General features: G+C 63.2%; 8 protein-coding genes. 6 read left to right on the forward strand and 2 right to left on the reverse strand.

The window, feature by feature from the left end:
* On the reverse strand, positions 1-447 hold a 447-nt coding region (locus VS93_RS33135; protein ID WP_338022800.1), incomplete at its 3' end, for an SAM-dependent methyltransferase.
* Positions 448-529: 82 nt separating this feature from the next.
* Here VS93_RS33135 and VS93_RS24985 point away from each other — a divergent pair.
* From VS93_RS24985 to VS93_RS25000, 4 genes are all read left to right on the forward strand, one after another.
* Positions 530-1,726, forward strand: a complete 1,197-nt coding sequence (locus VS93_RS24985) for a cytochrome P450 family protein (RefSeq protein WP_052745983.1) — start codon at positions 530-532, stop codon at positions 1,724-1,726.
* Positions 1,727-1,993: 267 nt separating this feature from the next.
* Positions 1,994-2,461: an ester cyclase gene (locus VS93_RS27360; RefSeq protein WP_052745984.1), complete on the forward strand. Its 468-nt coding sequence runs from the start codon at positions 1,994-1,996 to the stop codon at positions 2,459-2,461.
* Positions 2,462-4,135: 1,674 nt separating this feature from the next.
* Positions 4,136-4,480: an STAS domain-containing protein gene (locus tag VS93_RS24995; protein WP_052745985.1), complete on the forward strand. Its 345-nt coding sequence runs from the start codon at positions 4,136-4,138 to the stop codon at positions 4,478-4,480.
* A complete protein-coding gene (locus tag VS93_RS25000) occupies positions 4,477-5,451 on the forward strand; it encodes a sensor histidine kinase (protein ID WP_052745986.1) in 975 nt (324 codons plus the stop codon). The genes VS93_RS24995 and VS93_RS25000 overlap by 4 nt, the downstream gene beginning before the upstream one ends.
* 178 nt (positions 5,452-5,629) lie before the next feature.
* On the opposite strand, the gene VS93_RS29905 is transcribed toward VS93_RS25000, so the two are convergent.
* Positions 5,630-6,040, reverse strand: a complete 411-nt coding sequence (locus VS93_RS29905) for a nuclear transport factor 2 family protein (protein WP_046472306.1) — start codon at positions 6,038-6,040, stop codon at positions 5,630-5,632.
* Positions 6,041-6,517: 477 nt separating this feature from the next.
* Here VS93_RS29905 and VS93_RS25010 point away from each other — a divergent pair, with 477 nt between their 5' ends.
* Together VS93_RS25010 and VS93_RS25015 are read left to right on the forward strand one after the other, a co-directional pair.
* Complete coding sequence (locus VS93_RS25010) at positions 6,518-7,894, forward strand: FAD-dependent oxidoreductase (protein ID WP_046472307.1); 1,377 nt, start codon at positions 6,518-6,520, stop codon at positions 7,892-7,894.
* 61 nt (positions 7,895-7,955) lie between these two features.
* Positions 7,956-8,714, forward strand: coding sequence for a thioesterase II family protein (locus VS93_RS25015; protein ID WP_046472308.1), 759 nt, complete (start codon positions 7,956-7,958; stop codon positions 8,712-8,714).
* Positions 8,715-9,022: the final 308 nt, after the last annotated feature.

Consider the following 9,022-nt stretch of genomic DNA (forward strand, 5'->3'; position numbering starts at 1 on the left):
ATCCAGGAACTGGTCGATCTCGGCCGTACGGGCCAGGTACCGCACACCATGGATCAGCGCGTTCCGGTTGTCCCATCCAACCTCATAGGTCTCGGGACTCTGCTCCGCGAAGAGCGCGGCCGCATCGCGATCCGCCTGAAAGTTGTCCTTGCCCCTGAGAAGAGCAGGACGATATGGCCCGTCATGCCTGGACGTCTGATTCCAGCGCCCATTTATGGCTGACCCAAAACCCTCCACCACGGTACATTCAATCGGAATTCCATTCCCGGGGGCCTGACGCACGAAATCCGGTATTAGACCCCTTTTCCGGAATGTTCCTTCTGGGGATCCTTCGCCCCTCGTGTCCGTCCACGCAGCTGCGGAATTCCGCGATGCGCGGCTTGCTCCTCGCTGCGGCCGCGGATCGATGACGTCCGAGCCTGCCCGCAGAAAAGACCGAATTTCCACGCGTTCCCCTCTATCGGGATTTCGCGATCTGGTGGAGAATCCCGGCCGTGCCGGAGTTCCCTATCCCGAGGAGTGCAGCGTCTTGACGGATCGGATTCACATCGACCTCCAGCACATCGACACGCCGGACATCGCCGCCCGGCTACGCGAAGCGGGCCCCATAGCGCCAATTCGCTTCGACGGGGTGAACTTGTGGATCGTCACCCACCATGACGCGCTACGGCGCGTGCTCAGCGCCCCCGACACCTTCATGCGCGGGGCGGCCAACTGGCGAGCGCTGGCGGATGGCGAGGTGCCCACCGACAAACCGCTGGTGCAGATGAGCACGGTGTCGAGCATGTTCTTCTCCAACGGGGAGGACCACCGACGGGCGCGAAGTATCCTGCAGGGCGCGTTCACCCACCGGCGGGTCCGCGGACTGGAGCCACAGGTGAACACGATCGTCGACGAGCTGCTGGACAACATGGCCCGAGCCGGCGGGCGCTGCGACCTCAAGGCGGAGCTGTCCTGGCCGCTGTCGATCCGCGTGTTGTGCGAACTGCTCGGGCTGACCGGGGAGTGGGCCGCACGGCTGGAGGACATCCCCGCTCGCATCTTCTCCGGCACCGACACCGAGGTCTACACCGACATCCACAATCTTGCCACCAAGGTGATCAAGGAGAAACGCGACGATCCCGGCGACGACCTGATCAGTGCCCTGGTTCAGGCCCGCGACCACGAGGACAGGCTCACCGACGTCGAGTTGGCCAGCAATGTGCGTCTCCTGGTCAATGCCGGCTTCGAGACGACGGTGGGCGCGCTCACCAACGCGGTCCGGGCGCTGCTGACCCACCCTGACCAGTACGCGCTGCTGGCCTCCGACGAGGTGTCCTGGAAGGAAAGCATCGACGAGCTCTTGCGGTATGACACCAGCGTGGCGATGCTACCCATGGTCTACACAGCGCACCCCGTGGAGATCGGGGGAGTTAACCTCCCCCAAGGCGAGCCGATCATGCTGGCCTACTGGGCTGCCAACCGCGATCCCCAAGCCTATGGCGATACCGTCCACACCTTGGACCTACGCCGCCCGCAGAAGCCGCGGCACATGGCCTTCGGCCACGGAGTGCACCGGTGCCTGGGCGAACCGCTGGCCCGCCTGGAGCTTGAGGTCGCGCTGCCGAGGCTGTTCGCCCGCTTCCCCGATCTGGCGCTGGACACCACGGACGGGGACCCCCCGCCCACTCCCAGCCCGTTCATGCACCACCCGCTGCGGCTTCCAGTACTCACCGGGACGGGCTGAGGCCGCGGACATCGCCGCCGCGTACCGGCCTTCTGGGCCGGTGCTGAGCCCAAGTGCGGTCTCTCATAGAAGTATCCCACCTGGAGCCGGCCAATTTTGACCAGGACCGTGCATCGGGGAGAAGGTAAACGGTTCGTTGAGCTCTGGATAATGCCTCTCCCCGGACCCCACCAGGTTCACCTCCGGCAGGAAGGAATGGAAAAGGAAAAACTGAACCACAGCTCAGCGACACCCAGTGGTCAGAAAACCATACTAAGGAGTTGATACATGACCACCGAGACCGCTTCTGTCACCGGGCAGGCAAGCTGGCTCCTACAATACCTCGACGCGTGGAACCGTCATGATCTCGAATCTGTGACGGCGTTCATGACCGACGACGTCGTGTTCATCGACACCCCGCTCGGCCAACGCTTGGTGGGCCGTGCAGAGGTACGGACATTCATCGACTCGCTCCGCGCCAACTTCTCGACCAACTACCAAATCACGCCGGGACTCATCATCACCACCGACGAAGCGTATTCGTACGAGTGGGTCTCGGTAGGCACAAACGACTGCGACAACACCGAACTGGGGGTACCGGCAACCGGGAAGCCTTTTGAGATCCGCGGTATCTCAATCGGTGTGCTGAAGGACGGCAAGATCAAAGAGAACCGCGACTACTGGGACGTTGCCGGCTACCTCAAGCAGGTCGGACTCATGCCCGCACCCGAATCATCGAATGGAGCGACCGCCTGATGTCGTCTGGACCCTGCAGAGAAAGTCCCCACCGTCCACGAGACGCTGGTGCGTTGTGAGACGCTAAAAGAGTTCCAGGGTCGATCATGTGACCGTGGTGGCCGCGTCGAAGACCGGTGTCCTCGGCGCGGCCACCACAGGACCGCTCATGGCGTTCGTGAGGGGCCAGCCGTTACCGAAGAATAAGGCCGTTCGTTTTTCGGAGGGCTTAGCCACACCTGTGCTTCTTACGAAGAGGCAACGCGATGGCTGGGTTATTGCGATCGTAGTTGATTGCGTACCGTTCGAACCGCCGCCGTGCGGTTAAGCTCCCCACTCTGGTGCCCGCCCAATGGGCGCGTACGACTCAGGACCGCAATGCCCCGGGCCGAATCCCAGCGTCATGTAGACAGGAAAGCAGGCGCTGCGCCGGGTTCGCACGGCCGGATGGGCATACGCCGCGCTGGACGGCCCCCTCCTCGCCTGCGACCGGCCGGCCGCAGAGCGGTCCTTCTACGCGGGTAGGCACCGCCATCACGGGACGAACGTCCAGGTCGTGGCCGCGCCGGACGGTGCCCTGCCGTGGACAGCGTGATCGCTGCCAGGTGCGGTGCACGACGTCAGAGCCGCCAGGGTCTGGAGGACCGCCGAACGCGTGGGAGCCGCTGGTCTGGTGGCGTCGGCGGACAAGGGGGACACCGGCTGGAGGCGGGGTGTTCTGCCCGTTCAAGGGGGCAAGCCGCAGTGGACGAAGGACGCCGGCCCCGAGCACACCAGACTCCGCAGCCGGGAGAGCGCACGATCGCGCAGCCGAAGAACTGGCAGGTACTGCGCAAACTCCGATGCTGCCCACAACGGGCAGGTGAGATCACCCCCGCGGTCCCCGTGCTCCAGTTACGAAAGACCGGATGAAAGAGGACGGGTGTGTTTCCATCCGCCTCGCCTGCGTCCTTCATTGAGACTCCTAGGAATACGCCTACGTGACGGCGGCACCCTCTACTCTCGGGAAACCAGGAAGAGCAGCGGTAAGCTTCCAGCCGCGCTGGCCACCAGGTCTTCAGGCAACCCGGTCTCCGGGCAGCGGGGCGCACCCGGTCAGACCACGGGAAAAGCGAGGTGGACACGGGGGTCCCGTAGAAAGGCATCGGCGATGGCGAGGTACCGCGGTCTCCGGACGCCGAAGGATTCGGCTGCTCCCCAGTCGGGGGACCTTCCGCGATGGGCGCAGCAGGGACGCGGAGGCAGCGGGAACGACAAACCGGACGGCAAACGAGATCCCTGGCGGCGAGGTGGTACTTCCGTTTGCGAGGAGTTCCTGTGCGCTATGGCAGGGAGCCATCCGAAGTCGTCGATGGCGAGCGACCACGATCGCGCAGTCCCCCGCTTCACCTGCGTTTCCGAGAAACATCCCCTGGCTTCCACTCAAATCCTGGAGGAAGAACGTGGGCAATCCACACGATCCAGCATCGCGGCAAGGCATCCTATGATGCTGTCATCGACAGGTACTCCCGCGCCGGGCGTCTTTTAGCCTTATATCGGAATTCGGGAGGCACCTTGCGGTTGCCGTGAAAGAGTCATAGCTTATGGGGGCACGGCGCATCGATCCCGGATTCACCGAGGGACAGGGCGCAATCCTGTTCGCGATGCTAATCTGTCTCCCCGTCTCGGTACATCCAAAGGCTCAGGAGGCTCCTCATGGAAGTAGATCCTGCATTCGACGACGGCACCCTACGGATCAGCCGAACCGTCGACCCCCCCGGCCTCCGCCTTGAAGGAGAGCTTGACGCAACACGGCACTCCGTTCTTACCGACGCGTTGTCTTCGGTGACGGACACAAACAGCGAAGTGCATCTCGACTTCTCTCAACTGAGTTTCATCGATCTGGGCACGCTTAATCTGCTGACAAGCTGGGCAGCGCGCAGCGGCCATGAGGCCCAGCTCGTCCTGGACAATCCATCACCCGAGGTGGAGAACCTCATCGAGACAGTGAGTTGGGACCGACTGCCCGGCCTTGTCCAGGGGCAGAAGGAGAATTCATGACGGACATGAGCGAGATCGCCACATCCTGGGTAAATCCCAACATATATCAGCACAATGCACTCCTGTATAAGGACGAAGAGGAATTCCTCTCTGTGGCGGTCCCCTTCGTGCGAGCGGGGCTCGAGGCCGGTGACGTCGTGTCCGTCTGCCTCACCGAGGCCAGCCTCCAGACGATGCGAGACGCCCTTGGCCCCGACGCCTCATCGGTGCAGTTCGCAGACAGTACTGATGCGTTCAAACACCCGATCCGGACATTCGCAACCTACAAAGGTTACCTAAGAGCGATAGCGCCACGCCGTTTGCGAGTGGTCGCCGGAGAGATCCTGGAGAGCCACCCCCGCCGCAATTGGTCAGAATGGTTCCGTTTTGAATGGTTCTGCAATACAGCATTAAAGGACGATAAGGTCACGTCGATCTGCTGCTACAACCGGTCGATGCTTCCCCCCGAAGCTATCGAATACGGCCGCCGGACCCACCCCGCTTCCTTTATTGACTACGACCGAGAAGAAAACCACGACTTTCCCGACTTCGCTGACCCCGTTTCCGGGCCCGTCACCCCTACGTTCGGTCGGGAGCCTCTTCCCTCCGCTCCGCCCACAGCCGCATCGTTTCACGTGGATCCCACCGACCTGCACGCCGTGCGGAGCTTCGTCGCCGAACAGGCACGGCGCTATGGGATGACGCAAGGGCCGCTGCAGGATCTACTCGTTGCGGTGACCGAGGTGGTTACCAATGCCATCCGCCACGGAACCACACCGGTTACGCTACGCTCGTGGCCCGTCGACAGTGACTTGTTCTGCGAAATCGTCGACTCCGGCAATTGGCAGCCCAATGAGTTCCTGGGCTGGATGCCGCCGGAGTCCGCTTCGGACAAGGAGTTCGGGCTTTGGGGCGTCCGGATGCTATGTGACATCGTGGAGGTGCGCTCCAAGGGGAAGGGAACCTCCGTACTGCTACGACACCAGTTTTGATCGAGGTCAAATGATCCGTCTTGGGGCGTACCCGCCCCAAGACGGATGGGCCTGTACGAACGAAGTGCCCTGACCCGAAGCATCCTCAATACGGTGCCAAGGTCAGCTCCGGTTTCCCCAACGCTTTTCCGGCCGTAGTGCCCCCGAGCCGGGAGCGGATTACCATCCCGGGAACCCGTCACGGTTCCGCGGGAGCGGCTTCCAAGGCTCGGAGCATGTCCGCGCTGTCCCAATAGACCGCAACGTTCCTGACCGTGCCGTCGACTATCCGGAAGTACTGCGCGAACCGCATGGTGCTGGCGACGCCACTCTGGGCACCGCGCAGGTGATAGCTGCCGAAGACCGCCACCCGGTCACCGGACTCGATGACCTCCTCCGGGATACGATGCTGCTCGCTGAAGAGCCGCTGACCACCGGTGAAGAGTGCACGGAACCCCTCGTGCCCTTTCACGTTACCGACACCATGGTCAGCCGCCCCGATCGGCAGTGTCCACTCGACATCGTGCGCCATGACCGTGAGGAGCGCATCGAGGTCATTGCGGTTGGCATCAGCGTAGAACTTACGAACGATCTCGCTGTTGGTCGGCATGCTGCCTCTTTCTACCTCTGGCACTGAATTGGAGGATCTTGCCGGGATGCTACCGAATGACACCGAGTCCACCGGGAAGTTCATCCGGGTTTTTGTGAAAGAGCGACCAAAATCCAAAAGATCGTGAATGGGGCCTCTGGCCGATAGTGCCCGGATTGGGCGAGTAATCGCCTCCTTCGGGATGCCGGGCTCCATCGGGAAGGAGCACTCCGCGTCAAGGAAGCACCACGCTACCGGGACCATTCACCTCTGGAAGGGCCGGCAGATTCGCGGGGCGGGAACGCGTTCATCCGGAAGGTCCGGTGACATTTCGGCCAGAGAACCAAAGAACTCTTGGCCCGCCCTCAACAATGCCGGCCTTCCAGGAGTGAGTAGGGGTGGCTAGGGGTTGGGCCGCAAGCGTCGCGAGACGATAATTTCGATGGCCTACCGGGTTCCAGTCGATTATGTGTGGTGGGTAGACGCAGGAGGTGCGGGATGGGGAGCAACGACCACGCTGTGGTCCTCGGAGGCGGCATGGCAGGGCTGCTCACCGCGCGGGTGCTGACCGACGTCTACGAGCGGGTGACGATCGTCGAACGCGACCCACTGCCAACGCATGTCGCAAGCCGACGCGGTGTTCCCCAAGACAGGCACGTCCATGGACTGCTTCCCGGCGGGGCCCAGGTTATGGAGGAGCTTCTCCCCGGTCTACTCGACGGGATCGAGGCCGAGGGCGCTCCGGTCATCAGGGACTACGCAGAGTATTATTGCTCACCGGCTGGTCATCTGCTGTCCCGAGAGGCTCAGCCCGGTGTGCCCCACTACCTGTCCAGCCGACCCTACCTGGAGCACCACATCCGGGCCCGAGTGCGGGCACTGCCCAACATCGAGATCATCGATCAGTGCGACGCGGTCAACCTGGTCACCACCGAAACCCGCGACCGGATCACCGGAGTCCGAATCCAGCGCCGCACCGACGACAGCCAGGAGGAAACCCTTGAGGCCGACCTCGTCGTCGACGCGATGGGACGCGGCGCACGCACACCTGCATGGCTGGCAGAACTCGGCTACAACCGCCCGGACGAAGACGAACTCGTGATCAAAGTGGAGTGTTCCAGTCAGCTTATCCGGTTGCCACCGAATCCCATACCGGAGAAGGCGGTCGTTGTCGGCGCGCGGCCCGGGCGTCCCACCAGCGGAGGCCTAGTTCTGCAGGAGAACGGTGCATGGTTGCTCACCGCCACCGGACGCCTCGGTCTCCGTCCGCCCACCGATTTCAAAGCCCGGCTCGACTTTGTCGGGGACTTCATGCCTCCACACGTCATGGCGGCGATTCGCAACGCCGAGCCCATCGGTGAGGTGGCGACCTTTCGGTTCCCGGCGAACCGGTGGCGGCACTACGAGCGGCTTCGCAACTTTCCTGAGGGGCTGCTGGTCGCCGGCGACGCCTTGTGCAGCTTCAACCCGATCTACGCACAGGGAATGTCGGTTGCGGCGCTGCAGGCGGCGGCGCTGCGCGACTGCCTGAACCGCGGCACGCACGACCTGCCCCGCCGCTTCTTCCGCGTCGCGGCCACACCGCTCGGCATGGTGTGGCAACTGGCATCAGGCGCCGACCTGGCGCTGCCCGAGGTCGAGGGACCACGGCCGCTTCCGCTTCGGCTCTTCAACTCCTACGTCGGCCGACTTCAGGCGAAGGCTGAACACGACCCGGTCCTCGCCGCCCAGTTCATCCGCGTCGCATTCCTGGTCGACCCGCCCACACAGCTGCTCCGCCCCGCAACCGCACTACGCGTCATGACCGGCAAACAACGCCGCATGGCCCCTGCCTCAACCACGGAGGGCACATCGGGTTCCAGGGTCCAGACCTGAGGCCACCACGGCCGCACGACGCTCTCTGTAACGCTTCGACGAAAGGACGTTAGGGGTAACCGTGGCAGGCTCTCTTGCTGACAATGCTCTGTGGCTGCGGTCTTTCCATCCTTCTCCAGGGGCCGGAGCGCAGCTGGTCTGCTTTCCGCACGCGGGCGGGTCGGCAAGCTCGTTTTTCTCGCTTTCGCGATCCCTGACACCGGAAATCGATGTGCTATCGGTCCAATATCCGGGAAGGCAGGACCGGCGCCGGGAAGAGTGTGTCGGTGACATCACCGAACTGGCCGAGCTCGCTTTTGGCGCGCTTGACGCTGACGCACGCATCGAGTACCCGTTCGCCTTCTTGGGTCACAGTATGGGGGCCATTGTCGCTTTCGAGGTGGCGTTGCGATTCGCGCGGCGAACCGGACGGGGGCCGATATGGCTGTTCGTCTCCGGTCGCCGCGCGCCGTCGCGGCGCCGAGACGAGGGTCTCGATTTCGACGACGACGCGAGCGTGGTGGCGAGACTGCGCGAGTTGGGTGGCACAAACGAGCAGTTCCTGGAGGACGAGGAGTTGCTGGCCACCATTCTTCCCGTAGCACGCAACGATTACCGGGCGATCGAGAACTATGCCGGGGCACCCGACGCGACCGTGGACTGCCCGATTACAGCGTTAGTTGGTGACCGTGACCCCCAGACCACAATTGATGAGGCCTCCGCATGGGAGAAACACTCCTCGAAAGGATTCGATCTTCGTGTCTTTCCTGGTAGCCACTTCTTCCTTGAGGAGCACCAATCAGGCGTGACCAGTGTAATCTTGGCCTCGCTCAGAGGGTGACTCCTCGTTCGACATCGCCCAGCCAGTATCGTCGGCGCTGGAAAGCGTAGGTGGGGAGTTCCACCCGGCTCGCCCCGGTCCCAGAGAACACCGCCTCCCAGTCCAAGGGCAAGCCCGGACATGGGCCTCGCACAATGAGTTCAGGAACCGGGGCAGCCCGTCCTCGCCACCACCGGACGCCCCGAGCGCCACCGCGTTCGCGTCAGTGGCATCGAGACTTTCCTGGATGTTCGAGGTCGGGCCGGGTTGAACGCGCATCTCGACGTGGAAAAGAACGGCACCTCGGCAGGACGCGAGAAAACACCGGC

Origin of the sequence: Allosalinactinospora lopnorensis (assembly GCF_000981225.1) — a bacterium.
Lineage (GTDB): Bacteria > Actinomycetota > Actinomycetes > Streptosporangiales > Streptosporangiaceae > Allosalinactinospora > Allosalinactinospora lopnorensis.

What these genes read in the sequence shown, in the direction of transcription:
- VS93_RS27360 (WP_052745984.1), top strand. Translation starts at nt 1,994, where the DNA reads ATGACCACCGAGACCGCTTCTGTCACCGGGCAGGCAAGCTGGCTCCTA.
- VS93_RS29905 (WP_046472306.1), bottom strand. Translation starts at nt 6,040, where the DNA reads ATGCCGACCAACAGCGAGATCGTTCGTAAGTTCTACGCTGATGCCAAC.
- VS93_RS25000 (WP_052745986.1), top strand. Translation starts at nt 4,477, where the DNA reads ATGACGGACATGAGCGAGATCGCCACATCCTGGGTAAATCCCAACATA.
- VS93_RS24995 (WP_052745985.1), top strand. Translation starts at nt 4,136, where the DNA reads ATGGAAGTAGATCCTGCATTCGACGACGGCACCCTACGGATCAGCCGA.
- VS93_RS25010 (WP_046472307.1), top strand. Translation starts at nt 6,518, where the DNA reads ATGGGGAGCAACGACCACGCTGTGGTCCTCGGAGGCGGCATGGCAGGG.